The organism is Affinundibacterium seohonense (assembly GCF_014284305.1).
GTDB classification, from domain to species: domain Bacteria; phylum Pseudomonadota; class Gammaproteobacteria; order Burkholderiales; family Burkholderiaceae_D; genus Undibacterium; species Undibacterium seohonense.
Genome location: NZ_JACOFW010000001.1, coordinates 131,906 through 155,978, shown reverse-complemented (window position 1 = coordinate 155,978; position 24,073 = coordinate 131,906). Strand labels below are relative to the sequence as shown.

The 24,073-nt window shown below is 44.6% G+C and carries 27 protein-coding genes; 15 read left to right on the top strand and 12 right to left on the bottom strand.

Translation table 11 applies throughout. The features are described 5' to 3' along the window. Positions 1-27: 27 nt before the first annotated feature. From ilvC to H8K52_RS00645, 3 genes are all read right to left on the bottom strand, one after another. Entirely contained in the window at positions 28-1,044 is a 1,017-nt protein-coding gene (ilvC, locus tag H8K52_RS00655) for a ketol-acid reductoisomerase (RefSeq protein ID WP_186920586.1), read from the bottom strand. Positions 1,045-1,208: 164 nt separating this feature from the next. After that, positions 1,209-1,700: an acetolactate synthase small subunit gene (ilvN, locus tag H8K52_RS00650; RefSeq protein ID WP_186889435.1), complete on the bottom strand. Its 492-nt coding sequence runs from the start codon at positions 1,698-1,700 to the stop codon at positions 1,209-1,211. After that, positions 1,700-3,463, bottom strand: a complete 1,764-nt coding sequence (locus H8K52_RS00645) for an acetolactate synthase 3 catalytic subunit (RefSeq protein ID WP_186920585.1) — start codon at positions 3,461-3,463, stop codon at positions 1,700-1,702. Before H8K52_RS00645 ends, ilvN begins: the two co-directional genes overlap by 1 nt. Before the next feature lie 636 nt (positions 3,464-4,099). Between H8K52_RS00645 and H8K52_RS00640 the strand changes: the two genes are divergently transcribed. The 10 genes from H8K52_RS00640 (at position 4,100) to H8K52_RS00595 (ending at position 10,782) form a co-directional block, all read left to right on the top strand. Further along, positions 4,100-4,669, top strand: a complete 570-nt coding sequence (locus H8K52_RS00640; protein ID WP_186920584.1) for an RNA polymerase sigma factor — start codon at positions 4,100-4,102, stop codon at positions 4,667-4,669. Beyond that, complete coding sequence (locus tag H8K52_RS00635; protein ID WP_186920583.1) at positions 4,666-5,097, top strand: DUF3619 family protein; 432 nt, start codon at positions 4,666-4,668, stop codon at positions 5,095-5,097. The genes H8K52_RS00640 and H8K52_RS00635 overlap by 4 nt, the downstream gene beginning before the upstream one ends. 2 nt (positions 5,098-5,099) lie before the next feature. Continuing rightward, positions 5,100-5,747, top strand: a complete 648-nt coding sequence (locus H8K52_RS00630) for a DUF3106 domain-containing protein (RefSeq protein WP_186920582.1) — start codon at positions 5,100-5,102, stop codon at positions 5,745-5,747. A 21-nt stretch (positions 5,748-5,768) separates the two neighbouring features. Further along, positions 5,769-6,290 carry an RDD family protein gene (locus H8K52_RS00625; protein WP_186920581.1) on the top strand — a complete coding sequence of 174 codons (522 nt, stop codon included), beginning with the start codon at positions 5,769-5,771 and terminating at the stop codon, positions 6,288-6,290. A gap of 129 nt (positions 6,291-6,419) precedes the next feature. Then, a complete protein-coding gene (locus H8K52_RS00620; protein ID WP_186920580.1) occupies positions 6,420-7,094 on the top strand; it encodes a TetR/AcrR family transcriptional regulator in 675 nt (224 codons plus the stop codon). Between the two features lie 9 nt (positions 7,095-7,103). After that, positions 7,104-7,679 carry an LOG family protein gene (locus H8K52_RS00615; protein ID WP_186920579.1) on the top strand — a complete coding sequence of 192 codons (576 nt, stop codon included), beginning with the start codon at positions 7,104-7,106 and terminating at the stop codon, positions 7,677-7,679. A 179-nt stretch (positions 7,680-7,858) separates the two neighbouring features. Beyond that, positions 7,859-8,068 (top strand): DUF3460 family protein, encoded by a 210-nt coding sequence (locus tag H8K52_RS00610; RefSeq protein ID WP_186920578.1) that lies wholly within the window; start codon positions 7,859-7,861, stop codon positions 8,066-8,068. A 55-nt stretch (positions 8,069-8,123) separates the two neighbouring features. Further along, positions 8,124-8,978, top strand: coding sequence for a segregation and condensation protein A (locus H8K52_RS00605; protein ID WP_186920577.1), 855 nt, complete (start codon positions 8,124-8,126; stop codon positions 8,976-8,978). Positions 8,979-9,017: 39 nt separating this feature from the next. Beyond that, positions 9,018-9,857: a pantoate--beta-alanine ligase gene (panC, locus tag H8K52_RS00600; protein ID WP_186920576.1), complete on the top strand. Its 840-nt coding sequence runs from the start codon at positions 9,018-9,020 to the stop codon at positions 9,855-9,857. A gap of 7 nt (positions 9,858-9,864) precedes the next feature. Further along, complete coding sequence (locus H8K52_RS00595; RefSeq protein WP_246464169.1) at positions 9,865-10,782, top strand: cobalamin-binding protein; 918 nt, start codon at positions 9,865-9,867, stop codon at positions 10,780-10,782. A gap of 76 nt (positions 10,783-10,858) precedes the next feature. On the opposite strand, the gene H8K52_RS00590 is transcribed toward H8K52_RS00595, so the two are convergent. Further along, positions 10,859-11,386, bottom strand: a complete 528-nt coding sequence (locus H8K52_RS00590; RefSeq protein ID WP_186920575.1) for an FKBP-type peptidyl-prolyl cis-trans isomerase — start codon at positions 11,384-11,386, stop codon at positions 10,859-10,861. Between the two features lie 117 nt (positions 11,387-11,503). Between H8K52_RS00590 and H8K52_RS00585 the strand changes: the two genes are divergently transcribed. Both H8K52_RS00585 and H8K52_RS00580 read left to right on the top strand, forming a co-directional pair. Beyond that, complete coding sequence (locus tag H8K52_RS00585) at positions 11,504-12,643, top strand: cupin domain-containing protein (protein ID WP_186920574.1); 1,140 nt, start codon at positions 11,504-11,506, stop codon at positions 12,641-12,643. Positions 12,644-12,957: 314 nt separating this feature from the next. Then, positions 12,958-13,194, top strand: a complete 237-nt coding sequence (locus H8K52_RS00580; protein WP_186920573.1) for a hypothetical protein — start codon at positions 12,958-12,960, stop codon at positions 13,192-13,194. A 124-nt stretch (positions 13,195-13,318) separates the two neighbouring features. Here H8K52_RS00580 and bamC read toward each other — a convergent pair whose 3' ends face one another. The 8 genes from bamC to H8K52_RS00540 all read right to left on the bottom strand — a co-directional run bounded on the left by bamC (position 13,319) and on the right by H8K52_RS00540 (position 20,544). Beyond that, positions 13,319-14,524 (bottom strand): outer membrane protein assembly factor BamC, encoded by a 1,206-nt coding sequence (gene bamC / locus H8K52_RS00575; protein ID WP_186920572.1) that lies wholly within the window; start codon positions 14,522-14,524, stop codon positions 13,319-13,321. Between the two features lie 108 nt (positions 14,525-14,632). Further along, the gene (dapA, locus tag H8K52_RS00570; protein ID WP_186920915.1) at positions 14,633-15,517 is read right to left on the bottom strand and encodes a 4-hydroxy-tetrahydrodipicolinate synthase; all 885 of its coding nucleotides are present in this window, start codon (positions 15,515-15,517) and stop codon (positions 14,633-14,635) included. Positions 15,518-15,723: 206 nt separating this feature from the next. Continuing rightward, positions 15,724-16,266: a class I SAM-dependent methyltransferase gene (locus H8K52_RS00565; RefSeq protein WP_186920571.1), complete on the bottom strand. Its 543-nt coding sequence runs from the start codon at positions 16,264-16,266 to the stop codon at positions 15,724-15,726. A gap of 21 nt (positions 16,267-16,287) precedes the next feature. Then, positions 16,288-16,947 carry a site-2 protease family protein gene (locus H8K52_RS00560; protein WP_186920570.1) on the bottom strand — a complete coding sequence of 220 codons (660 nt, stop codon included), beginning with the start codon at positions 16,945-16,947 and terminating at the stop codon, positions 16,288-16,290. Between the two features lie 54 nt (positions 16,948-17,001). Then, positions 17,002-17,625 carry an L-threonylcarbamoyladenylate synthase gene (locus H8K52_RS00555; protein WP_186920569.1) on the bottom strand — a complete coding sequence of 208 codons (624 nt, stop codon included), beginning with the start codon at positions 17,623-17,625 and terminating at the stop codon, positions 17,002-17,004. Between the two features lie 66 nt (positions 17,626-17,691). Next, positions 17,692-18,567 carry a protease HtpX gene (gene htpX / locus H8K52_RS00550; RefSeq protein ID WP_186920568.1) on the bottom strand — a complete coding sequence of 292 codons (876 nt, stop codon included), beginning with the start codon at positions 18,565-18,567 and terminating at the stop codon, positions 17,692-17,694. A gap of 105 nt (positions 18,568-18,672) precedes the next feature. Next, positions 18,673-19,545 (bottom strand): 3',5'-nucleoside bisphosphate phosphatase, encoded by an 873-nt coding sequence (locus H8K52_RS00545; protein ID WP_186920567.1) that lies wholly within the window; start codon positions 19,543-19,545, stop codon positions 18,673-18,675. An 81-nt stretch (positions 19,546-19,626) separates the two neighbouring features. Next, on the bottom strand, positions 19,627-20,544 hold the full coding sequence (locus H8K52_RS00540) for an NAD-dependent epimerase/dehydratase family protein (RefSeq protein ID WP_186920566.1): 918 nt from the start codon (positions 20,542-20,544) through the stop codon (positions 19,627-19,629). A 40-nt stretch (positions 20,545-20,584) separates the two neighbouring features. On the opposite strand from H8K52_RS00540, the gene H8K52_RS00535 reads away from it, so the two are divergent. The 3 genes from H8K52_RS00535 (at position 20,585) to argF (ending at position 24,072) form a co-directional block, all read left to right on the top strand. Then, positions 20,585-21,613: a CDP-6-deoxy-delta-3,4-glucoseen reductase gene (locus H8K52_RS00535; protein ID WP_186920565.1), complete on the top strand. Its 1,029-nt coding sequence runs from the start codon at positions 20,585-20,587 to the stop codon at positions 21,611-21,613. Positions 21,614-21,916: 303 nt separating this feature from the next. After that, the gene (locus tag H8K52_RS00530; RefSeq protein ID WP_186920564.1) at positions 21,917-23,122 is read left to right on the top strand and encodes an acetylornithine transaminase; all 1,206 of its coding nucleotides are present in this window, start codon (positions 21,917-21,919) and stop codon (positions 23,120-23,122) included. Between the two features lie 32 nt (positions 23,123-23,154). Next, positions 23,155-24,072 carry an ornithine carbamoyltransferase gene (argF, locus tag H8K52_RS00525; RefSeq protein WP_186920563.1) on the top strand — a complete coding sequence of 306 codons (918 nt, stop codon included), beginning with the start codon at positions 23,155-23,157 and terminating at the stop codon, positions 24,070-24,072. Position 24,073 lies beyond the last annotated feature (1 nt).

Sequence of the window (24,073 nt, the reverse complement as noted above, 5' to 3'; positions counted from 1 at the left end):
TGAATGATGCCGCGATAAAATAATAAATCAGTTCTTCGACTGATCAACCATTTTGTTTTTAGCAATCCATGGCATCATCGCGCGCAATTTAGCACCGACTTGTTCGATCTGATGCTCAGAGTTCAAACGACGACGTGATATCAAAGTTGGCGCGCCTGCTTTGTTTTCCAAGATGAAGCTCTTTGCGTATTCGCCAGTTTGAATATCTTTCAAACACTGACGCATTGCTTGCTTGGTCGCGTCTGTAACGATGCGCGGACCAGTGACGTATTCACCATATTCGGCGTTGTTTGAGATCGAGTAATTCATGTTGGCGATGCCGCCTTCATAGATCAAATCGACGATCAATTTCAACTCGTGCAAGCATTCGAAATAAGCCATTTCTGGAGCATAACCACCTTCGACCAAAGTTTCAAAACCAGCTTTGATCAATTCCACTGCACCACCGCACAAAACTGCTTGTTCACCGAACAAATCGGTTTCAGTTTCTTCACGGAAGTTGGTTTCGATTATGCCTGCACGACCGCCACCATTTGCCATTGCATAAGACAAAGCGATGTCGCGAGCAGCACCTGATTTATCTTGATACACAGCGATCAAATGTGGCACACCGCCACCTTGTGTGTAGGTTGCGCGCACTGTATGACCTGGTGCTTTTGGTGCGATCATGATCACATCCATATCGGCGCGTGGAACGACTTGACCGTAATGAACGTTAAAGCCGTGAGCGAACGCCAATACAGCGCCTTGTTTCGCGTATGGTGCGACGTTTTCGTTGTAGACCTGAGCGATATTTTCATCTGGCAACAAGATCATGATGACGTCGGCTTCTTTAACTGCATCATTCACTTCCGCGACCTTCAAGCCTGCATTTTTTGCTTTATCCCAAGACGCGCCGCCTTTACGCAAAGCAACCGTGATCTGGCAACCAGATTCACTCATATTCAATGCGTGCGCATGGCCTTGTGAACCGTAACCAATGATGGCAACTTTTTTGCCTTTGATCAAAGAGAGATCGCAATCTTTATCGTAAAAAACTTTCATTTTAATATCCTATAAATTTGAATTATTCAAAATCGAAACTGAAACTAAGTCGCCAACATTGGCTTTAATCTGGACCGCAGAGACACCGAGAGCACGGAGGAAGAATCTTTCAATTCTCGGTATCCTCTGCGCCTTCGCGGTTTTACTTCTTCTGCTAAATCGGATTACACTTTCAGGATGCGTTCACCACGCCCAATACCAGAACCACCGGTACGGACTGTTTCTAGAATCGCGGTACGTTCTATGGAATCGATAAAGGCATCGAGCTTTCCTTTGTTACCAGTCAATTCTATGGTGTAGCTTTTTTCAGTGACGTCGATGATACGGCCGCGGAAAATATCCGCTGTACGTTTCATCTCTTCACGTTCTTTACCGACTGCGCGCACTTTGATGAGCATGAGCTCACGTTCAATATGCGCACCTTCAGTTAAGTCGACAACTTTCACCACTTCAATCAAACGATTCAAATGTTTGGTGATTTGTTCAATCACATCATCTGAACCTGTGGTGACGATAGTCATACGTGACAGCGTTGCGTCTTCGGTAGGCGCAACCGTCAAAGTTTCGATGTTATAACCACGTGCAGAGAATAAGCCCACTACACGCGATAAGGCGCCCGCTTCGTTTTCGAGCAATACGGAAATAATGTGTCGCATTACAAATCCTCCGAACCAAGCAGCATTTCAGTCAGACCTTTACCGGCTTTCACCATAGGCCACACTTTTTCATCTTGATCTGTAATGAAATTCATGAACACTAACTTGTCTTTCATGGCAAATGCTTCTTGCAATGCGCCATCCACATCGGCAGGATTTTCAATCTTCATGCCGACATGTCCATAGGCTTCAACCAATTTGGTAAAGTCAGGCAAAGAGTCCATATAGGATTCCGCATAGCGACCAGCATAATCAATTTGTTGCCACTGGCGAACCATGCCAAGCGCACGGTTATTCAACAAAATGATTTTTGGTGTCAGATGATATTGCTTGCAGGTTGCGAGCTCTTGGATGCACATTTGGATTGATGCTTCGCCTGTAATACAAGCGACTGTCGCGTCAGGATTCGCCATCTGTACGCCCATCGCATATGGCAAGCCAACTCCCATGGTTCCCAAACCGCCGGAATTAATCCAGCGACGTGGTTGATTAAATTTGTAGTACTGCGCCGCCCACATTTGATGTTGACCAACGTCAGATGTGACGAAAGCATCACCTTTGGTGATTTCACACACTTTTTGGATAATTGATTGTGGCTTGATAATCTCGGAAGAATCTGTATAGCCAAGACAATCTTGTTGACGCCACTTATTAATCTGTTTCCACCAGTCTGCTAAAGGTTTGGCGTTTGGTTTCGCATCAGACGCAGCCAACTGCGAGAGCATTTCAACCAATACGTCTTTGACATTACCGACGATAGGAATGTCGACTTTCACGCGTTTAGAAATCGATGAAGGATCAATATCGACGTGAATAATCTTACGCGGATGCGAAGCGAAATGTTTAGGATTCCCGATCACTCGGTCATCAAAACGCGCACCGATCGCAATCAACACGTCGCAGTGTTGCATCGCCATGTTGGCTTCATAAGTGCCATGCATACCTGGCATACCAACGAACTTATCGTCAGCTGCGCGATAGCCACCCAGCCCCATCAGTGTATTGGTAACAGGAAAGCCTAATTGATCAACTAATTTATTCAATTCTGGTGCGGCGTTTGCCAGAATTACACCGCCTCCGGTGTAAATCATTGGGCGCTCTGCTTGCAGCAGCAATTGAACCGCTTTACGAATTTGCCCTGCGTGACCTTTATCGACTGGGCGATAAGAACGCATTTCAATTTCTTTAGGATAGTGATACGTAGTTTTGTGATTGCTAATATCTTTTGGGATATCAATCAATACCGGACCTGGACGACCTGTAGTCGCAATGAAGAACGCCTTCTTCACGGTATCGGCCAAATCACGCACGTCTTTCACTAAGAAATTATGCTTTACACATGGACGAGTGATGCCCACGGTATCACATTCCTGAAACGCATCTTCGCCGATTGCATGGCTAGGAACTTGTCCAGAAATGACGATCATGGGAATAGAATCCATGTAAGCTGTTGCCAAGCCTGTCACTGCATTCGTCACGCCAGGGCCGGAAGTCACCAAAGCGACGCCAACTTTATTGGACGAGCGAGAATATGCATCAGCGGCATGAATTGCTGCCTGCTCGTGACGGACTAGTATGTGTTGAAATTCACGCTGATTAAAAATCGCGTCATAGATATAAAGGACTGCACCACCCGGATAGCCGAATACATGCTCTACGCCCTCTTCTGCGAGACACTTAACGAGGATTTCCGCGCCTGTGTACTCTGTGTTGCGGTCTGCACCGCGATCCGTTTGACGGTCGGACGGTCGTTCTGAACTCATTTTATTTCCTTTCAAGGTCCATTGGAGATTGATCGGATGCTCTTTCCTGACGAAATTCAAGTTTCAAAAGCAGTCAACTGACGTTCCTTTTTGTGCGGTCACTTCCCCCTTCTACTATCCGTTGGACAATATTCTAGGCAAAGCTTAATGGCGACTCGTGCGGTCAGGGTATAGCTAAGAAATCTTTAATTTCTCACGCTTGTGGCATGGGTTAGAACAAACTGCTACTAACAATTTACTGATAGTGACTTGCTGACAGAGGCATTGTGGGCCAGATCAAACAAGTGTTGGTACTCCGAGATTTTGGAGCGAGCCTCTACACTACTGCGATGCAGCAATTTGGTCAAGACTATTTAGATCGCGATTGCAAGAAATTTGAAAGAAATACGTAAATTCAGCTGCTTACCACCAATCATTTACTCAATTTGGCTGGCATTTTCATGAAATAAGAGGACATCACTAAGCTTTTTTGCTAGCATGTGCGCACTTTTAGTATGCGAGCAAAAAAGCTGTCGCACCGAAAAAGTGCAGGAAATGTAAACCAATTTACGATTTGATCGTTATGGGGCTTACACTTGCATTTCGCTTTTTCTAACATTTTAGAAATTTTACGTTTTCCAAGGCACCATCCTCCGAATGGCAACCACAAAAGAATTATCCAACTTCCTCGAAGGCGTAGAACGTCGCGCATATAAACACGCGGTGTACATGGTTCGCAACGATGAATCTGCATTAGACATTGTGCAAGATGCAATGATCAAGTTATCAGAAAAATACGGCGACAAGCCTGCAAATGAATTGCCGATGTTATTTCAACGTATATTGCAAAACACTATATTAGATTTTTTCCGAAGAGAAAAAGTCAGAAATAATCGAATAAGTTTATTTTCCAACATCACCACGAATAATCAAGATGACGATAATTTTGATATATTAGAGGTACATTCGTCGGAAGAAGGCAGCGAAGCGGCTGAATCGACTGAGCAAAAATTGGAAAGAGAACAAGTTTTAAATATTATTGATGAGCAAATAAAAAAACTTCCTACTCGTCAACGAGAAGCCTTTCTCATGCGTTATTGGGAAGATATGGACGTCGCAGAGACTGCGACAGCGATGGGTTGTTCAGAGGGGAGCGTGAAAACGCATTGTTCAAGAGCGACTCACGCACTGGCAGCTTCACTTAAAGCAATAGGGATACACTTATGACTTACGCAAAAGACAAAGAGGAAATCGATTTCGCATACAAAGTGCGCCGTGCGATGACTGAATCAAGCGAAAAACTTCCAGAGGCGACTTTGGAACGCTTAGCGAATGCGCGTCAATTAGCCTTATCGCGTCAAAAGCAAGCTGAACCTAGTCGCGCATTGGCATTTGGTGGTGTGCTTGCCGGTAGCAATGGTGTCTCTTTTTCTCAAAAGAATTGGATTAAAAAATCATGGCTTGCGTTACCTTTACTTGTGTTGATGCTCGGTCTTTATGGACTTTATGAGCATGAACAAGAACAACAAATAAATGATTTGGCTGAAATTGATGCAGCGGTATTGGTAGATGAACTTCCACCAGATGCCTATTTGGATAGTGGATTTAATGCTTATTTAAACAAAGAAACACCCCCTGCAAAGATTGAGGAGTAAGAGTGCGTATTCAGAATTTATCATTCGCTTCATATCTCTACATTACTTCATCACTGCTGTTTATTAATCTGAACAGCAGTGCGTTTGCTTTTCAGGTGCCAACTGTTGAGAGCAATTCAACCAGCATTCCCGCTCCAGCTTCAAACGACTTGTCGAAATCCCCGCAGAAAAACAATGTTAGCGCGCCAGCAAATCTAACCCAGACCAATTGGAGTCAACTAAGTCCTGAGCAAAAAACAGCGCTTGCGCCACTCGCGAACGAGTGGAATAAAATGGATCCACTGCGTCAGAAAAAATGGTTAGGGGTAGCCAATAAATATGCAAGCATGAAACCCGAAGAACAGCAACGAGTTCAAGAACGCGTTCAAACTTGGGTTAAAATGACGCCGGAACAACGTATGGCAGTCAGAGAAAATTTTGCCAATACCAGCAAAAAAACTGCTGAACAAAAATCTGCACAATGGCAGCAATACCAGCAATTGAGCGAAGCAGAGAAGCAAAAATTAGCCAACGAAGCTAAACAAAAGAAAACCATTACTACCATACAGCCAGAATCTAAACGTACAACAACGCCATTAGCACCACTAAAAAAAGGACCGCCGCCTACAAACCCCGTAAGCAGTAGTGCCTCCCAGACTGGTATCAAATAAACTTAACGAAGACTCTTGCAAGTGAATCAAATCGACTCTGCTGCACAATACCCCACTCCAAGCTTAAAACGCCGCCTCGTATGTATGTTGATTTATGAAGCAGCGTTAGTTTTTGGGGTGGTTTTTTTTGCAGGTGCCATTTTTGACATAAGTACTCAAAGCAAAAGCGCCCTCACCTTGCGGCACGCCAGAGAGACTTTTCTCTTCTTCATAATTGGTAGTTACTTCATTTTTTTCTGGCGCCGTGGAGGTCAGACGCTAGCAATGCAAACTTGGCGCATTAAATTGGTGAATGATGACTATCAGCGCGTACCACTAATAAAAGCCATTGTTCGGTATTGTCTTGCTTGGATGTGGTTTTTACCAGGCTTCATTATTGCGTATCAATTTGGGTTGAAAAATGCAGAGCTAGTAATACCGACTGCCATTGGATTTTGTTTTTGGGCCGCTACAGCATTATTTATCAAAGATGGTCAATTCTTGCATGACAAACTAGCCAAAACACGCTTGATTGAAGTTTCCAAGCCTTCAGAGAAAAATTAAACGGAATCAAATTTGATTTCGTTTAATCGAATTTTTGCACCTGTAAATTTGGGGTATTGCTTGATTCAATGATATTCTATTGCCGAGTGGTCGCTTCTTGCGATTAGACAAAATCAATAGGCATTCAACATGCAAAATAAAACACCAAGACGAACCCGCGATCGTATTTTAGATCTATCACTCAAGTTATTTAACGACTTTGGTGAACCTAACATTACCACAACGATTATTGCCGAAGAAATGAGTATTTCACCTGGCAATCTTTACTACCATTTCCGCAACAAAGAAGATATTGTCAATTCACTGTTCATACAGTTCGAAGAAGAAATCAATAAAAAACTCGCATTTCCAGAAGGTCGAAAGGCCAATATTCAAGACATCTGGACTTACTTACATTTGACGTTTGAGTTAATTTGGCGCTATCGCTTTTTCTACCGCGATCTCAACGATTTACTCACCCGAAATCGCAAATTAGAACTCACTTTCAAACAAATTCTCAATCACAAAATCAAGGTCGCAACAGAGCTGTGCCTAGGATTACGGGCTGACGGTGAATTTGAAGCTGACGATATCACCGTTGAAGCCTTGGCAACCAATATGGTCGTCGTTGCGACTTATTGGCTATCGTATGAATATGTGCGCAATCCACGAAAATACACTGAATTGCAAACCATGTCGGAGTCTCTGGCGCGCGGATGCTACCAAGTTATCGTGCAAATCAGTCCCTATTTGCGTGGGCATACAAAAGACGTTTTTGAGAAGTTATCGCAAGATTATCTATTGAAAATCAAACGAGAATCATAGACTGCCGATATGAAATCAATTTGCGTATATTGTGGATCTGCTTCTGGCAACTCACCGGACTTTCGTCAAGCAGCGCTGGGATTAGCGAGTCAACTAGTACAACATAAACTTGAATTAGTTTACGGTGGCGGCGATGTCGGACTCATGAAAGTCATTGCTGATGAGGTACTTCATCTTGGCGGCCATGTTACTGGAGTGATTCCGAAAGCGTTAATGGAACGCGAAGTGGGCCATAGCAACTTGAGCAAATTACATATCGTGGCCAACATGCACGAAAGAAAAGCACTCATGGCCGAACTATCCGATGGCTTTATCGCCCTTCCGGGAGGCATAGGCACGTTAGAAGAGTTATTCGAAATGTTCACGTGGCTACAACTCGGCTTCCATCACAAACCACTCGGCTTGTTAAACGCCAACGGCTTTTATGACCATCTTTTGCAGTTCTTGGAACATGCAGTTTTATCAGGCTTTCTCAAACCAGAACACAACGCTTTGCTAATTAAAGAAACTGACCCCTCGCTGTTAATCAATCGGATGCAACATTTTAAAGAATCTATTCAATTTCGATCTAAATCCCGCTATTAGAAACAATTTGACCAAAAACTTGCAGTACCTTTAGACATACCGATTGGAACACAACATTTTCCAAGAATATACCTTCTATTAGACAAGTCACCAGCGATTACAAGGTAAAATGCACGACTTGATTTTATTGCGACTTAAAAATCATCAAACTGTCGCCAATTTTTTTCGATTGAAAAACAATGAAATTCTCAAAACAATTTTCCCTATATCAGTCCGAAGCGACACAATTTCTGACAAGCTTAAAGGAAGCTAATCCACAACTTGAACAAAGTCAACGTGATGGTCGTGCCTTGCTTTGGGATAAGGCGCCAGTTGACCTTGATACACAACGACGTTCTGCCGAGGCTCGCATTAGTCAGCAGCCTTACGTTTATCAAAACAAAAACTAATTCATATTGACGCTATTTGATTTAACTTATCACGTCGCTTCAAAAACTCAGGCGCATGTCTACGCAAACTCTACCAGCAACGGAACTACCGATCATTGGTGCAACTGATAGCACGCCAAATGTCGTTGATGGATTGGCTTTCGCTAAGCTGTACGGAGAGCCTTTATTCAAGCTTCCTAATGATCTTTACATCCCACCGGATGCATTAGAGATTTTTTTGGAGGCTTTCGAAGGCCCTCTAGATTTATTGCTGTATTTAATTCGCAAGCAAAATTTCAACATTCTAGATATTCCGATGGCGCAGGTGACACTCCAGTATCTGCAATACGTCGATCAAATTCGCCAACATAATTTAGAACTTGCCGCAGAATATTTATTGATGGCAGCGATGCTCATTGAAATTAAGTCTCGTATGCTAGTGCCAAGTAATAAAGCTCAGGAAGGTGAAGAAGCAGATGACCCTCGAGCGGCACTAGTGAGACGCCTGTTGGAATATGAGCAAATGAAACTAGCTGCATATGAATTAAACGCCGTGCCGCAACTTGGGCGAGACTTTCTTCACGCACAAGTCTTTATTGAGCAAAATACGATATTGCATTGGCCCGAAGTCCGAATAGTCGACCTACAGCAAGCTTGGGCTGATGTTCTAGGAAGAGCAAAACTAGTCGCCCACCACAAAATTAGTCGCGAAGAATTATCAGTACGCGAGCACATGAGCAGTATTTTACGTCGATTACAGTCGAGTAAATTTGTTGAATTTACCGATTTATTTGATCCCAGTCGAGGGACGCCAGTTTTAGTTGTCAATTTTGTTGCCTTGCTCGAATTGGCAAAAGAAACACTCATAGAAATCACCCAAGCGGAAGCCTTTGCACCCATTTATGTCCGTTTGGCCTATGCCCCAGTTTAATTTTGCTTTCTGCAACTACTTATCCCCCCTTCCATTCAAATGAAAATTATTTCCTCCATTGAAGAACTACGCGATCAACTACGCGGACAATTACGTACGGCTTTTGTTCCTACAATGGGCAATCTGCACGAAGGACATCTATCATTGATGCGCTTGGCGCGTCGGCACGGAGATCCTGTTGTCGCTTCAATTTTTGTAAATCGATTGCAATTTGGCCCAAATGAAGATTTCGACAAGTATCCGCGAACATTTCAGGCTGACATTGAAAAACTAGAAAAAGAAGGTGTCTACGTCCTATTCGCCCCAACTGAAAAAGACTTATATCCTGAACCTCAAGAGTATCGTGTGCAGCCGCCCAATGATCTTGGTGATATTCTTGAAGGAGAATTCCGCCCAGGCTTTTTTAATGGCGTCAGCACTGTTGTACTTAAACTTTTCTCCTGTGTACAACCCCGGGTTGCAGTCTTTGGAAAAAAAGACTATCAGCAGTTAATGATTATTCGCAACATGGCAAAACAATTTGCGTTACCAACTGAGATAATTGCGGCTGAAACTTGGCGCGCAGAAGATGGACTAGCACTATCCTCTCGCAACGGCTATTTAAGCACCGAAGAGCGACTTGAAGCACCAACACTTTACCAAACACTCAACCAAGTCGCGGATCAAGTACGTACTGGTGGCAAAGAAATCACTTCAATCGAGCAAAAAGCGATGCAATTGCTGTCAGATCGTTTTTGGAAACCTGACTATGTCGCGATTCGCAAGCGTGCTGACTTAAAAGCACCTAGCATGGAAGACTTGGAAAAAAATGAACCGCTTGTTGTTTTGAGTGCAGCTAAACTCGGCAACACACGCTTGATCGATAATTTAGAAATCTAGGCACGTTTTGATACTCAAATTTTCAACTCAATTGCAGAAATTTCCTCTTTCCTGCATCGCAATTCTGCTACTTTGCATATGCTCCATAGCCCAAGCGCATCCCACCATCAGAGTTGTCGACGACGGTCAACGTGCAGTGATTCTCGAAAAGCCAGCCAGACGCATTATCAGTTTGGCTCCGCATGTCACAGAATTGGTATTTGCCGCAGGGGCTGGAGATTTACTTGTCGGGGTCAGCGAATACAGTGACTTTCCAGAAGAAGCAAAAAAAATCACCTCAGTTGGCAATATTTTTGCGCTCGACCTCGAGCGTTTATTGGCTCTTAAACCGGATCTCGTTATTATTTGGGGAACAGGGAACGCAAAACTTCTCGCAAAAAAATTACGAGATAACAAAATTACCGTTTTTGAAAGTGAACCTCATAATTACGAGGATATTGCGACTTCAATCGAGAAAATTGCGAGTCTAAGTGGAACCGAAAATATCGGCGCCAACACAGCGCAACAATTCCGAATGCGGTTGAAGAATCTAGCCCGCAAATATCGATTACAAGACAATGAAAAGCCTGTCGGCGTCTTTCATCAAATGGTCAAAAGCCCTTTAATGACAATTAATCATGAGCACTTCATTTCGAAAATGATAGAACTTTGCGGCGGTAAAAATGTATTTGCGGAGCTTAAAGATATCAGCTCAACGATCACGACTGAAGCACTTTTGCTTGCCAACCCGGATTTTATCTTCAACAGCGGCAAAAACAATCAAACACTTGTTAAGGACTGGGCAAACTTCCCGAACCTAAGCGCTGTAAAAAAGAAAAATCTCTACAGCATACCTGGTGATTGGCTACATCGAGCTGGCCCCAGAGTGCTAGATGCGACCGAACTCTTGTGTAAAAATATTCGCGAGGCTCGTAGAAAAATCTAAAACAAACTCCAGGAGACACGCAAACATCTCCTTGGAGTCGTTGATTTTTCGCCCGCAAATTAAAAAGTAGAGTTGCTCAATGCAAGGGATAAGTGCGATATTCACCATCCTCTTCTTCGTCATCAAAATGGGAGTCGGCCCCATGCACGTGTCCATGGGCAATTTCTTCAGCGGTTGCTTCTCGGACCTCTGTGACATGCAAATTAAAGCGTAACGCAATTCCTGCCAACGGATGATTGCCATCTAACACTACTTTATCTTCCGCAATTTCAGTCACTGTGAAAATAAGGCTCTCACCTTCTTCGTCATCATCTGGCGTACCTTCAAATTGCATACCCACCTCTAATGGCGATGGCAGGCGGCTACGCTCTTCCATTTTCACCAATTCGGCATCATAGTCGCCAAAGGCATCTTCCGGCTCAACTTGTATTGTTTCATTAAATCCTACGCTCTTGCCTTCCAGAGCTTCCTCGATTTTTGGTAAGGTGTTCTCGTAGCCACCGTGCAAATAAACCATAGGCTCTTGGCCCTGCTCGATCAGATTACCGAGGGTGTCGGACAAACTATACTCAACGGTCACCACAGTGTTTTTGGCAATTTTCATACTATTTCCTTAAAAATTTCAGTTCTTTTGTGCTTCATCATGCATTATACCTTCCTCAATGCGCAGCTATGATTTATCCTGCCTGAACTTTTTACATCCACCAGATCTCATTGCATCATGAAAAAAAAATCAGCTGCGCTCACTTTACTTGGCAATATCACACCAGAAGAATTCTTTGCAAACTACTGGCAAAAAAAGCCTCTCCTGATTCGACAAGCCATTCCCGACTTCCAACCTTTATTCAGCGCGGACGAGCTCTTTGAAATGGCCAGTCGTGACGACGTAGAGTCACGTTTGATTTGTTTCTTTAAGCAGCACTGGGAAATGACAAATGGCCCTATTGCCAAGGTTCCAGTGAAAGAGAAAAAAGACTGGACGCTCTTGGTTCAAGGCGTCAATTTGCATCAACAAAAAGCGGATGAATTACTACGCCAATTTCGCTTTGCACCAGACGCCCGCCTTGACGATTTAATGATTAGCTATGCGCGTGAAGGAGGCGGTGTTGGGCCGCATTTTGACTCCTATGATGTATTCCTACTACAAGCGCACGGTCAACGTCGTTGGCAAATTAGTTCTCAAAAAGATTTGACCTTGATTGAAGGTATGCCATTAAAAATTCTACAAAATTTCAAGGCAGAACAAGAATTTGTTTTGGAACCTGGCGACATGTTATACCTGCCACCACATTATGCTCATGATGGTGTCGCGCTGGGCGAATGTATGACTTACTCGATAGGCTTTCGCTCACCTTCCTTTCAGGAATTAGGCGAAGGATACTTGCAGTTTATGATTGACACCATAGAATTGCCGGGGCGTTACGCAGATCCTGATCTACAAACGTGTCAACATCCAGCTGAAATTGATGCCTCGATGGTCGATAAGGTAATTGCAGAGCTCAGCAAAATTAGCTTAAACAAAGAAGACATGACAATCTTCCTTGGCGAATACCTGACAGAACCAAAATCAAGTGTCTTCTTCAACTCGCCAGAGAAACCACTAACACCTAAAAAATTTACTCAGGCAGCGCTCAAGTATGGGGTGAAGCTCTCACTCAAAACACAAATGCTTTACCAAGGAAAACAAGTGTTTATTAATGGTGAATCATTCACCGTCGGGAAAACCGACAAACAAACTTTAAGCATCTTGGCAAATCAACGACATTTATCAGCCGAAGAGCTAATAAAAGCGTCGGAGGATGTACTGGAAGCTTTCTGTATCTGGTACGAAGATGGTTGGCTAGAGTTGAACAAAAATTGAATTCTTTATTGAGGTTTTTACGATAAAAAATAGTATTTTTCACGACATTTCAGCTCTTTTAGCTGATCAAACATAATGAAGAAACTAATTTTTAACGAATTCCTTAAATTAGTTCATTTTTTTCGAAAAAAGTGCACAGAAGTATATTCGATTGACAGAAAAATCATTATAATTCGCGGTTAGGAAAGTTTCGAAGGATTTGCAAGGTCTTTTTGATTTTTGTGCCGACGGCTTAGCCTATTGAGCGATAATTACCGGTAATTATTCATCGCAAGTTTGTTGTTTTTTAGATCTATTTTTTTGAAAGTAAAAACATGAAAAAATCACTTTTGCTCGTTTCTATGTTGGCAGTAGCTTTGGTAGCATGCAACAAACCAGCTGAAACTCCAGCAACTCCAGCAGTTGAAGCAGCTCCAGCATCTGCACCAGCTCCAGCATCTGCACCAGCAGTTGAAGCAGCTCCAGCATCTGCACCAGCTCCAGCAGCTGACGCAGCAGCAGCACCTGCATCTCCAGCAGCTGACGCAGCACCAGCAGCAGCATCTAAGTAATTTTATTACTTTTGAAAAAAAGCCGGTCTTTGACCGGCTTTTTTTTGTCCTAATTTTTAGCTAATCTTAGAACGAAAAAAAGCGGATCAAATAATTTGATCCGCTTTTTTTATGCTACAACAGTTTATTTTAATTGTTCATTTAAGACTTTTAGAATCTTAGCTGCTACCGGCGTAGCTGCCACTTTACCGTCATCGCCATGCACAGTAACAGTACTGACTTCCCCCGCATCGCGCACTAAAATACGGTATTTCTGACCATCTTTCGCAGCGTCAGTCGAACCCCAAGAGAACAAGCGTGCAAAGAAACCTTCACTAGCACCTTTAGTCTTCGCATCAATATCTTGATCGATATAGCGAACAAAATAAATACCTTTAGAGCGATCTCTATCTTCGATTGTGAATCCTATACGATCCAAAGCCAAGCCAACACGACGCCACGAACGATCAAAACCTTCATCGGTTTCGAGATAACTCAACTCGTTCAAACTCAACAATTTAGATCGTGGCACTGCATTTGTATCAGCAACAGTGCTAGCTGGATTTGCACTCGCAGCGACGATCGTTTTTGCTTTAACCTCGTCAGCACCTAAACGCAGCATGAGACGTGATAAAAACTCCGCCTCCAAACCGGCCTCATTGGCACGGGAGGTCCAGGCAGTACTCGTTTTATCGCTTCCAGTTAAGACTTCTTGAGCACCACGATGACTTACATAAATTTCAATTTCACCATTGGCAGCACGTTCAACACGGGTACGGAACTTATCACGCTCGCCAGTCGAGTAAAGTCCATCAAATACTTTACCAATGGTCGAACGAATAAAATCTTGCGGAATTTTGCCACGATTTTCCGCCCAATCCGTTTCCATAACGCCTGTGGACTCGTTTTCAACATTAATCAAAAAGCCCTGCTCTTGCCAGAAATCTTTTAATTGCGGCCACAGCACTTCTGGCGCCAACTTCACAACCAAATATCGATGCGTACCATTACGTTCAATACGCATGTCTTTTAACTGATTAGGGGCGACTACACCGTTCGCAGTAGCTAATGTTGAGCTACCGGTGCGTTTCGCTGCATAAGAAGACGCTGTCGCACTACCTTGCTCTGCGTCTGGAATTGAGAAACGATTGTCACGACGAATCTGTGTTAAATCAGGTGGGACTTCTAAAGATGTCGTTTTAGCCTTGCTCGCACTTTTATAGTCAATACGATTTGATTCAGCAATATTTCCTACGAAACTGCAACCTGTAGAAAAACCTGATAATCCAATTACGCCAGCCAATGCCAAAGCACGAACCATCTTTTTATTAGCAACAACGCTTTTTGCCATGTGAAAATCCCTACAAATTGTAATCAATTAAATATGCATGAAAGCACGAGCACTGTTCTCCACCCATGAACTAGCCATTAACTAGCCAAGTGCACTCGTCAAAAATTCTTATTGCAATACACCTGCTTCACGTAAAGCGGAACGAACAATATCATGATATTGGCTAGAAAGGCTAACCAAAGGCAAACGAATTCCAGCTGGCATCAGGCCCATTTCCGCCAGTGCCCATTTGACTGGTACTGGATTAGGCTCGACAAATAACTTGGCATGCAAGGGAATCAAACGATTATTAATCTCAACTGCTTTAGAGATTTCGCCTTTCATCGCGGCAGCACACAACTCATGCATCGCGCGTGGCGCAACGTTGGCCGTAACTGAGATATTGCCTTTACCACCACAGAACATTAAAGCCATTGCAGTTGGATCATCACCGGAATACACCGCAAATGATGGCGGCACCATACGCAACAATTCCAGATCACGGCCTAAGTTACCGCTGGCTTCTTTGATACCGATAATGCCAGGCAATTGAGCCAAACGGGCGATAGTCTCATTCGACATATCCGCCACGGTACGACCAGGTACGTTATACAAGATGATTGGAATATCAACCGACTCAGCTATTTTTTTGAAATGCTGATACATCCCTTCTTGGGTTGGACGATTGTAATAAGGCACCACCTGCAACGAAGCATCTGCGCCCGCTTCTTTGGCAAACTTAGTCAAGGCGATCGCCTCGACCGTAGAGTTGCCGCCGGAGCCTGCAATAATTGGAACTCGTTTATTCGTATGTTCCACAGCAATACGGATCAACTCACAATGTTCCTCAACACTCACAGTCGGAGATTCTCCGGTGGTGCCAACAATCACGATGCCATCCGTACCTTCGGCGATATGCCAATCTATCAGCTTGCGCAGCGTTGGAATATCGAGACTGCCATCGGCATGCATAGGGGTCACGATTGCGACCAAACTTCCTTGTATCGTTGTCATCTTAGCGGGTGAGAAAAGTAAAGCCATTATTGTAGCGGATCGTTACCAGCTATGGGAGAGAATCGAAGGCGGATTCCAGAAGAATCCCATACAAAACGCTTCCTGACAGAAACTAAACCGTCGATAAACTTGGCTAGTGGAAAAACAAGTTCAAACATCAAACATAACGAACGAGAAATGCGCAAAGTGAGTCTATTCGTGGTCAGTTATTCACGCAATCGCCGGACGCAAATCCGTTGAACGATCGCCTCGGTGAACTCGTTGACATACGCGTGTTCAAAAGCCAAACATTGCTGGTACCAACCATCTGTTCTTGTGCAGACAAAATGCTTAAGCAGTTCATTCTCTTGCAACAGAAAATCAGGATTACGTGGCCGACCGTATTTCTCATTTCCTGTCGCAAAGGTTTCATAAATCAAAACGCCCTGCTCCACGAGTGATGGCAAAATCGAAGACATCAAGGGACGATGCAAGTAGTTAGTTACGACGATGCCTGCAAACTGCTCTGCCGCAAATGGCCACTTAAAATTATCTTGTTCAAGGTCGATATTGAAACATGTGGCACCCAACTGCTCTAGTGCTGCCAAAGATTCAACCTCACGATCTACCGCCCATACCTCATGGCCTGCTGCCAGCAATAAATGGGTATGCCGACCGGCACCACAGGCCAAATCGAGTATGGGTCCTTTTGATTTAGGAATCTCTTCTAGAAAGCGCTGTACCCATAGCGATGGACGTCCATTATTCATACAAACTCACTAAAAAAGCACTCACTTAAGCAACATCGTGAATGGCGTCAACACCAGCTGCAAAATGTACTGGGCGATGTTCATCAATGGGTACATCCAAAATTGCAAAATCTTAAAATACACCAAAGCCATGACAATAAAAAAACCATAGGGTTCAATCTTGGCGAACTGATACGCCTGTCGATGTGGCAGCAAACTCGTCAAAATACGTCCACCATCTAACGGCGGAATTGGGAACAGATTAAATGCGAACATGACCAAGTTAGTCAACAGTCCCGCTTGCGCCATCCGATAGAAAAACTCATGTTCGACTTTAAACGCGACTAACAGTACAGCCAAAATCATCCACAAAAAAGCCATGAAAAAATTCGACGCTGGCCCGGCTAAAGAGACCCAAGCCATATCGCGCTTAGGCTTACGCAAAGCACCAAAATTGACTGGAACAGGCTTTGCATAGCCAAACAAAAACTGTCCGTCAGTCGCTAAATATAAGACTATTGGGATAATAATCGTACCCAAAAGATCGATATGCACAATAGGATTTAAGCTCATACGCCCTTGGCTATATGCCGTTAAATCGCCGAAATATTTCGCGGCATAGGCATGCGCGGCCTCGTGCAAAGTAATCGCCAAAATGACAGGAATCGCATACACCGCAATGGTTTGTACTAATGCATCCATGAATTTAATTCGTCCTTAGTTTTATTTTTTATGGCAAAGCATTGCTTTAACGATTTACAAACCAAACAAAGCCGCATCACCACGCCCCTGGCGAATCAGCTCCGGCGTTTCCTGCGTCATGTCGATAACGGTCGTTGGAATTAGACTGCAAGCACCGCCATCAATCACCAAATCGATTTGCTTTTCTAAACGCGCGCGGACTAATTCAGGATCGGTTAATGGCTCATCTTCGTTCGGTAAAATCAGTGTAGTTCCCAACAATGGTTGCTTCAATTCTTCCAACAAAGCGTGAGTAATGGGATTTTCTGGTACGCGCAAGCCTATCGTTTTACGAGATGGATGACTTAGTCGGCGTGGCACTTCCTTGGTCGCTTCCAGAATAAAGGTATAAGCCCCCGGCGTTGCCGCCTTCAACATTCGGAACTGGCGATTATCCACCTTGGCATATTGTGCAATTTCGGATAAATCGCGGCATAACAAAGTCAAGTGATGCTTTTCATCGACACCACGAATTCGGCGTAAGCGCATTACGGCATCTTTATCATCAAGATGACAAACCAGCGCATAACAAGAATCCGTCGGCAAAGCGACAATGCCGCCCTGATCAATAATTTGTACCGCTTGTTTGATCAAGCGTAACTGCGGATTATCAGGATGAATTTGAAAAAATTGGCTCATAAATAAAGTCTACAAATGTGACAACGGAGGCAGAGCCTCCGTTGATTATCTTACTGATTTTCTTGCTTATCTTAATTGCTGAAGCGCGGCGATACGCGCAGCCATGGGTGGATGCGTAGAAAATAATTCAGCCCAGCCCGGTTTGTCACTGATACCAACTGCCGCCATCGACTGTGGTAGCTCGCCCGGCGCCATGCCACCTAAACGCGCTAATGCATTAATCATAGGCTGACGATTGCCCAATAATTTCGCTGCGCCAGCATCCGCACGGAATTCCCTTTGGCGTGAGAACCATGCAACAATTAAAGAGGCACCGATACCAAACAAAATTTGAAATACAAAAGAGGCGATATGAAAGCCGATTCCTGGCGTATGATTTTCATCATTCTTAGATAAGAAACTATCAACCGCATAAGCAGCAATCCGCGATAGAAACACTACAAAGGTATTTACCACGCCTTGAATCAAAGTCATCGTCACCATATCACCATTCGCAATGTGGGCAACTTCGTGTCCCAAAACCGCTTCGACCTCTTCTTTGGTCATACTTTCCAGTAGACCAGTTGAAACAGCGACCAAAGCAGAATTTTTAAAGGCACCGGTGGCAAAAGCGTTAGCTTCACCGTTATACACGGCAACCTCTGGCATCGCGATACCAGCGCGTTCTGACAAAGTTTTTACTGTACTGATCAACCAAAATTCTGTGGAAGAAGATGGGTTATCGATCACGCGCGCGCCAGTTGACCATTTCGCCATCGGCTTACTGATGAGCAATGAAAATATAGAGCCAGTAAAACCGACTACTAAGGAAAACACGGCCAAGGAACCGAGATTCAAACCTTTAGCCGTCAAATAATTATTGACACCCAACATCGACAAAATCACGGTCATCACCAACATGACAGCAATATTGGTGGCTAAAAATAAGACGATACGTTTCATATACATTTCTCCAAAACCTAAGCAAAAACACGAACTACGAGGGACTGTGCATGATGCAATATGGGTGTCTTCTGCATAATTTCAAGTCCTGCCCGCAACACAGAATCATTTGATCCAACTATGCCAAACTGGCGTCAATCCCTTAGCAAGTTCAGGCAATTGCCCCAAGTCTGGCAAATTCTCATCCGGTGCGTGAAAGTCTGACCCACGTGAGGCCATAAATCCATAACGGTTCGCGATTTTAGCGTATTCGTCGTATTGATCAACTGTATGACTACCGGTGACAACTTCGATTGCCGTACCGCCAAGATTTTTAAATTCATTAAAGAAGGCGTCGAAAGCCAAAGGCGTTAAATCATAACGTCCCGGATGCGCCACAACAGCAACCCCACCAGCACCACGTATCCACCCTATCGCTTCCGGCAACGTAGCCCAGCGATGCGGCACAAAACCAGGTTTACCATCCGCCAAATAGGATTTAAATACTGCAGAAACATCTTCGCAGACACCAATCTCGACTAAGTAACGCGCGAAATGCGAACGAGAAATCAAATCAGGATTGCCGACATATTTTAGCGCCCCCTCATAGCAGTTTGGAATACCAAGCTTGGCTAAATCCGCCGCCATATCTTCGGCGCGGCGTTGACGCCCAGAGCGGGTTTTAACTAAACCCGCCAACAGATCAGGGTTTGTTTCATCGATATTGAGGCCGACGATATGAATCGTCTTATTGGCCCAAGTTACTGAAATTTCAAGACCTGTCACGTAATCCATACCCAAATCAGTAGCAGCCTCACGCGCTGCGGCTATACCACTGACTTCATCGTGGTCGGTCAAGGCCCAGACATCGACCCCCTGCGCATGCGCCCGCTGCGCAACTGCGGCCGGTGCTAAAACACCATCTGAAACGGTGGAATGACAATGCAGATCAACATTCAGATCAACGCGAGGGACATGGCTTAAGGCTTGGGCAGACATGATAGAACCAGATTCAATAGATAAGAATGAACATTGTACTCCTGCGACGCTCGCTTTGCCGCATTGCCACAATTATGCGGCCTAAGCTTGATCTGAAATTTGTTTTAGGGCATCAGCGACCGTAGGGAAGATCAAACGCGCGCCCAATTCCACTTTGATCCTTTGGTTCTGCAAGCGTCTCGACTCTGACATAAAAGACAAAAGCATCGATGAAACCTGCTTCTCCAATTCAACCCGTGGCAAACGTGGTGCGCGCGGTAACTGAAAGTGATCAGCAACTTGATCAAAATAGTCTGCCATTTTCAAATCACTATCATCCACCGCATGATAAACACGATTTGGCTGCGCTCGAAATATTGCCAATTTAATCAAAATAGCAAGATCTTCCGCGTGAATATGATTTGTGTACACGTCGTCGCACTCAATCAATGCAGGCGTTCCTTTACGCAAACGTTCAATTGGCAAACGATCGGCTGCATAAATTCCTGGCACCCGCAAAATAGACAAAATTCCACTGCGTCGCCTAGCCCATTCACGCAGAATATTTTCCGCAGAAACGCGGCGCTTAGCTCGGGGATTATTGGGATTCAAAGTTCTGGTTTCATCAAACTGTGCTCCACCACAATCACCATACACACCTGTGGTGCTGATATAAACAAGATGCGCCTTCTCAGGTAAAATGGCGGCTAAATGCTTGGTTCTAACATCAATTTCGCCGTCACTTCTTGGCGGTGCCAGATGTATGATAGTTTTGGCGAGTCCGGCTAATCGTTTTACCGTATCAGTTTGATCTAAATCGGCAAACACCGGAATAGCACCGGCAGCACGCAGTTTTGCAAAGCGTTCTGAGTCTGCGCCTTGACTCGTCACCGCAAACACCCGAAAGCGATCAACCAGATGAGGTAACAAGCGCATACCAACATCACCGCAGCCAATAATTAGGCATCGGGGTTTTGCAAATTTGACGGTGTGACTTGCTTTAGAAATACCTGGCTGCATGGGTTTTATATTATTTAGTTTTTTTGAATTCAGGAATCGTATGACGTTTCAAGTAACAATCTCTCCAAGTGGTCGCCAATTTAGTTGCGATACTGATGAAACTGTATTGTCTGCCGCCCTACGCGCAGGTCTTATTCTGCCATACGGCTGTAAAAATGGTGCGTGTGGCTCCTGTAAGGGTAAAGTTAATGCTGGCCAAGTCGTACACGGCAATCATCAGCAAAAAGCCTTGAGTGACGAAGAAGAAGCACAAGGTGGCGCGTTATTCTGTTGCGCAAAACCGCAATCTGATCTGAATATCGAAGCCCGTGAAATGCTGGCTGACGACGACTACCCTCTCAAGAAACTACCAAGTCGCATCGCCAAGCTAGAAAAATTATCTGATGACGTTATGCTCATCGAATTGCAGTTGCCTGCAAACGAAAAACTCAATTATCGCGCTGGGCAATATATCGAATTCTTGCTAAAAGATGGGAAGCGCCGCAGTTACAGTTTAGCAAACGCACCACATATCGACGGCCCATTGAGCTTGCATGTCCGTCATATGCCCGGTGGCTACTTCACCGACCAAGTATTCGCCACTCTCAAAGAGCGAGACATTATGCGCTTTGAAGGCCCACAAGGTAGTTTCTACCTACGTGAAGAATCAGACAAGCCGATGATTTTGCTGGCATCAGGTACTGGTTTTGCACCTATCAAGGCCATCATTGAACATTTGATTCATATCGATTCTAAGCGCGTCGTTCACTTGTATTGGGGTGGCCGTCGCCCACAAGATCTGTACATGCATGCACTATGCGAAGAATGGACAAGTAAGCTTGAGAATTTCAAATACACACCGGTGGTCTCCGATGCGAAGACAGAAGACAATTGGAATGGCCGTACAGGTTTCGTACATCAAGCTGTGGTCGATGATTGCGCAGATTTATCGATGTATCAAGTTTATGCCTGCGGTGCGCCTATCGTGGTGGAATCAGCAAAACGAGATTTTGTGGCGAAGTCACAATTGCCCTCAGATGAGTTTTTTGCCGACTCATTCACTTCGGAAGCGGATTTAGCAAAAAAATAATTTATTTAAATCGATGAAATTATTTTTCATTTTTTTTGATTTTTTTCAGTATTGCAGTGCGCAAAATCGCAAAAAAACCGTTACACTACGCCCATGAAAAATTTTACCGACATGTCTTCACCAAATATCGCTCGACGCCGCTGTTCGCAAACCGAGCCTGGGAAGTCTTGCGCGTAAGAAAAGCAAGGTCACGATAAAACCACAGGCTCAAGCCCTGTGGTTTTTTTTTGTCATCAAATCGAAGTAACTTCTGCTGTAACATCTTTACATCCCAGTTTGCATTTATCTTTAAGGAGTTTTGAAATGGAATTTAGTCAGTACAACGTCAACGCCCTGATGTACATCACACCACGCCCAGAATTGGTGTTTACGGAAGGGCTAGGCATGTGGATGACTGACCATAAGGGCAAACGCTATCTCGATTATTTGCAAGGCTGGGCGGTCAATTGCCTCGGTCATTCACCAAAATGCATAGAAGACGCGATCGTCGCACAAGCAGGCAAATTGCTGAATCCTTCGCCTGCTTTCTACAATGAAAACATGATCAAGCTGGCCGATCAACTCACGCAACATTCCTGCTTTGATCGCGTATTTTTTGCTAACAGTGGCGCAGAAGCCAATGAAGGCGCCATTAAATTAGCGCGTAAATGGGGTCAGAAAAATAAAAATGGCGCTTTTGAAATCATCACCTTTGATCACGGCTTCCATGGCCGTACTTTGGCTACCATGTCCGCCTCAGGCAAACCTGGTTGGGATACGATATTCGCACCGCAAGTGACGGGTTTCCCGAAAGCAGATCTGAACGATATCGCTTCCGTTGAAAAACTGATTAGCGAAAAAACTGTCGCGGTCATGCTCGAACCCGTGCAAGGTGAAGGTGGAGTCATTCCGGCAAGTCGTGAGTTTATGCAAGCTTTGCGCGCACTGACGACAAAGCACAATGTTTTGTTGATCGTCGATGAAGTACAAACAGGTATGGGACGTACAGGTGAACTATTCGGCTACCAGTTATCTGGTATCGAACCGGACATAATGACTCTGGGTAAAGGCATAGGCGGTGGCGTTCCACTTGCTGCCCTGCTCGCAAAAGAAGCCGTGTCTTGCTTTGTGCCTGGCGATCAAGGTGGCACATACAATGGCAACCCATTAATCACCGCAGTTGGCATCGCTGTATTGAACGCATTAACTGCGCCTGGCTTCCTCGATGAAGTGAAAGCCAAGTCGGCCTATTTGAGTCAAGCACTCATTAAACTTTCCGACCAATTCGGGATGGAAGGCGAACGCGGTGAAGGTTTGCTACGGGCACTTAAACTTGGGCGCGACATCGGCCCACGTTTAGTTGAAGTGGCACGCGATTTGGAACCAATCGGTTTACTGATTAATTCCCCACGCCCAAATTTACTCCGTTTTATGCCAGCATTAAATGTCAGCTACGAAGAAATCGACACCATGATTTCCATGTTAAGCAAGGTCATCCAACAGGTGATAGACGAAGCCGCTGCAGCATAAGATTTCATACGCATTTTGCAGAAAAATTGACTATGGCTATCAAACATTACTTACAGGTTTCTGACCTGACTCTCGATGAATACGACTATCTGATGCAGAGAGCTCGCATCATCAAAGATCGTTTTAAGAAATACGAACCTTACCACCCGCTACTGGACAGAACGCTGGTGATGGTATTTGAAAAGAACTCCACGCGTACACGTTTAAGCTTCGAAGCAGGCATGCACCAGTTGGGCGGTGCGGCCATTTATTTAAATACGCGCGACAGCCAACTGGGTCGTGGTGAGCCTGTTGAAGATGCGGGTCAAGTGATGTCACGCATGTGTGACATCATCATGATCCGCACTTTTGAACAAGAGATGATAGAAAAGTTTGCCGCGAACTCCCGCGTACCTGTCATCAATGGTTTAACCAATCAGCATCATCCTTGCCAGGTCTTTGCTGACGTGTTCACCTTCATTGAACATCGTGGCTCTATCGCTGGCAAAAAAGTGGCGTGGATCGGTGATGCCAATAATATGCTGTATTCCTGGATGCAGGCAGCGAAAGTCTTTGGCTTTCATCTGCATATCTCAACACCTAAAGGCTATGACATTGATCCTGCGTGCGTGACAGTCGAACCTGAACACTACACGGTATTCGACAACCCGTCCGATGCCTGCGTTGGCGTAGACGCGGTGAATACCGACGTGTGGACTAGTATGGGCTACGAAGCTGAGAATCAAGCTCGCTTAAAAGCCTTTGATGGCTGGATTGTGGACGAAGCGAAGATGGCACGCGCCAATCCTGAGGCGATTTTTATGCACTGTTTACCTGCTCATCGTGGCGAAGAAGTTTCCGCTGGCGTCATCGATGGCCCGCAATCGGTCGTCTGGGATGAAGCAGAGAATCGCTTGCACGTACAAAAAGCTCTACTTGAATACTTAGTCATCGGCAAAGTAACCAACTAAT

Coding starts and splice junctions, on each gene's coding strand:
- H8K52_RS00605 (WP_186920577.1), top strand. CDS start 8,124: ATGTCTACGCAAACTCTACCAGCAACGGAACTACCGATCATTGGTGCA.
- H8K52_RS00535 (WP_186920565.1), top strand. CDS start 20,585: ATGACGTTTCAAGTAACAATCTCTCCAAGTGGTCGCCAATTTAGTTGC.
- H8K52_RS00530 (WP_186920564.1), top strand. CDS start 21,917: ATGGAATTTAGTCAGTACAACGTCAACGCCCTGATGTACATCACACCA.
- ilvN (WP_186889435.1), bottom strand. CDS start 1,700: ATGCGACACATTATTTCCGTATTGCTCGAAAACGAAGCGGGCGCCTTA.
- H8K52_RS00590 (WP_186920575.1), bottom strand. CDS start 11,386: ATGAAAATTGCCAAAAACACTGTGGTGACCGTTGAGTATAGTTTGTCC.
- H8K52_RS00610 (WP_186920578.1), top strand. CDS start 7,859: ATGAAATTCTCAAAACAATTTTCCCTATATCAGTCCGAAGCGACACAA.
- H8K52_RS00545 (WP_186920567.1), bottom strand. CDS start 19,545: ATGTCTGCCCAAGCCTTAAGCCATGTCCCTCGCGTTGATCTGAATGTT.
- H8K52_RS00645 (WP_186920585.1), bottom strand. CDS start 3,463: ATGAGTTCAGAACGACCGTCCGACCGTCAAACGGATCGCGGTGCAGAC.
- dapA (WP_186920915.1), bottom strand. CDS start 15,517: ATGACAACGATACAAGGAAGTTTGGTCGCAATCGTGACCCCTATGCAT.
- H8K52_RS00540 (WP_186920566.1), bottom strand. CDS start 20,544: ATGCAGCCAGGTATTTCTAAAGCAAGTCACACCGTCAAATTTGCAAAA.
- H8K52_RS00615 (WP_186920579.1), top strand. CDS start 7,104: ATGAAATCAATTTGCGTATATTGTGGATCTGCTTCTGGCAACTCACCG.
- H8K52_RS00560 (WP_186920570.1), bottom strand. CDS start 16,947: ATGGATGCATTAGTACAAACCATTGCGGTGTATGCGATTCCTGTCATT.
- ilvC (WP_186920586.1), bottom strand. CDS start 1,044: ATGAAAGTTTTTTACGATAAAGATTGCGATCTCTCTTTGATCAAAGGC.
- H8K52_RS00640 (WP_186920584.1), top strand. CDS start 4,100: ATGGCAACCACAAAAGAATTATCCAACTTCCTCGAAGGCGTAGAACGT.
- H8K52_RS00620 (WP_186920580.1), top strand. CDS start 6,420: ATGCAAAATAAAACACCAAGACGAACCCGCGATCGTATTTTAGATCTA.
- H8K52_RS00555 (WP_186920569.1), bottom strand. CDS start 17,625: ATGAGCCAATTTTTTCAAATTCATCCTGATAATCCGCAGTTACGCTTG.
- argF (WP_186920563.1), top strand. CDS start 23,155: ATGGCTATCAAACATTACTTACAGGTTTCTGACCTGACTCTCGATGAA.
- H8K52_RS00585 (WP_186920574.1), top strand. CDS start 11,504: ATGAAAAAAAAATCAGCTGCGCTCACTTTACTTGGCAATATCACACCA.
- bamC (WP_186920572.1), bottom strand. CDS start 14,524: ATGGCAAAAAGCGTTGTTGCTAATAAAAAGATGGTTCGTGCTTTGGCA.
- H8K52_RS00580 (WP_186920573.1), top strand. CDS start 12,958: ATGAAAAAATCACTTTTGCTCGTTTCTATGTTGGCAGTAGCTTTGGTA.
- htpX (WP_186920568.1), bottom strand. CDS start 18,567: ATGAAACGTATCGTCTTATTTTTAGCCACCAATATTGCTGTCATGTTG.
- H8K52_RS00565 (WP_186920571.1), bottom strand. CDS start 16,266: ATGAATAATGGACGTCCATCGCTATGGGTACAGCGCTTTCTAGAAGAG.
- panC (WP_186920576.1), top strand. CDS start 9,018: ATGAAAATTATTTCCTCCATTGAAGAACTACGCGATCAACTACGCGGA.
- H8K52_RS00635 (WP_186920583.1), top strand. CDS start 4,666: ATGACTTACGCAAAAGACAAAGAGGAAATCGATTTCGCATACAAAGTG.